The sequence below is a fragment of the Robbsia andropogonis genome, from assembly GCF_000970345.1.
GTDB classification, from domain to species: domain Bacteria; phylum Pseudomonadota; class Gammaproteobacteria; order Burkholderiales; family Burkholderiaceae; genus Robbsia; species Robbsia andropogonis.
In genome coordinates, this window is sequence record NZ_LAQU01000184.1 from 1 (window position 1) to 1,380 (window position 1,380).

The window sequence follows — 1,380 nt, forward strand, 5'->3', positions numbered from 1 at the left end:
CCGTTGCGTTACTCTCAGTGCCTGGGAAATCGTCTCATTGTGTGTTTTATCGACGAGGAACTGGGTGCGATCTTTGTGCCCGGAATGGACACGCTGCCGCGTGCTGACGGCAGTTCGAAGCCAAGCGGAATTGTGGAGTTTGTTGTCGATGACGGACTGATTGAATTCGACGGCCACTATTTCGCAGGTCATCTCGTGTTCGAGCACGAAGCATCGGAGGCGCACGGGTAGTAAGCATTAGCAGTATCTGCAGTATCGCGGCTTGGCTCCTAAGCATTTGCAGCCGCTGGCGTTATCGCCACAGGAGTGTTATTTTTAACCCATGTCGGGAGTTTTCCCGACGGGGAAAGCTCCCGATTTTTTTCACGGAGCTTTCCTCATGTCTCACGTAGACATTTACGAACTTTTGATGAAAGTGGGCCTTTCGCATGACGAAACCCGCGATTTCATCAGTGCTTTGAATGAGGGGATTGAAATGCGCTTGGAAAACCAGCTCAATGCGTTTCGGGCGACCATCGCAGAACAGCACGCATCGTTTCGCGTGCATATGGCCGAGCGGGACAATATGATTTTCGGCAAACTGGCTGAGATGTCAGGAGATATTCACGGCATCAAGGCTGAACTGAAAAGCATCGATTCCCGATTCGATTCAATGGATAAGCGCATCAATGCTTTGACAACGATCATCGGGCTTGCCTTCGCGGGTACGAGCACTATTGTCGCCCTCTCGCATTTCATCAAGTAACACCTCTCGTTCTTCTCTCTCACCCTGCCGGGGCTTACGCCCCGATAGGGGTGTCTCCCCTGGCGCCATTGGAAATACCAAATGAGCCGCCTAATTTTGGGAGATTGTCTCTCCGTATTGCAGGAAATCGACGACGAGTCGATCGACCTGGTCGTAACAGATCCTCCGTACCTTGTTAACTACACAGATCGCAGTGGCCGCTCGATCGCGAACGACGTCCAGTCGGACTGGATCGTGCCGGCGTTCGAACAGCTTTATCGCGTACTGCGGCAGGACACCTTGTGCCTGAGTTTCTATGGCTGGAACAAGGTCGACGTCTTTGCTGATGCCTGGCGTAAAGCGGGTTTTCGGATGGTTGGCCACATCGTCTTTAAGAAGCGCTACGCCTCGAAATCGCGATATGTGGCGTATTGCCATGAATCTGCGTATCTCCTGGCCAAGGGGCGGCCGCCGCTGCCGGCGGCGCCATTGCCCGATGTGATGGACTGGAGCTACACAGGAAACAAGCTGCATCCGACCCAGAAGCCCGTCGACGTCCTGGCCAAGCTGATCGCGGCGTTTTCCGCGCCAGGCGACACGGTCCTGGACCCATTTGCGGGGTCGGGATCGACGTGTGAGGCCGCACGTCGCACCGG

At 54.8% G+C, this 1,380-nt stretch carries 3 protein-coding genes; all 3 read left to right on the forward strand.

The window, feature by feature from the left end; all coding sequences use genetic code 11:
- The coding region (locus WM40_RS26980; RefSeq protein WP_046154629.1) for a hypothetical protein at positions 1 to 231 on the forward strand (231 nt) is incomplete at its 5' end.
- A gap of 148 nt (positions 232 to 379) precedes the next feature.
- The gene (locus tag WM40_RS26985; RefSeq protein WP_046154630.1) at positions 380 to 745 is read left to right on the forward strand and encodes a hypothetical protein; all 366 of its coding nucleotides are present in this window, start codon (positions 380 to 382) and stop codon (positions 743 to 745) included.
- 81 nt (positions 746 to 826) lie between these two features.
- The coding region (locus WM40_RS26990) for a DNA methyltransferase (RefSeq protein WP_046154631.1) at positions 827 to 1,380 on the forward strand (554 nt) is incomplete at its 3' end.

Coding starts and splice junctions, on each gene's coding strand:
- WM40_RS26985 (WP_046154630.1), top strand. CDS start 380: ATGTCTCACGTAGACATTTACGAACTTTTGATGAAAGTGGGCCTTTCG.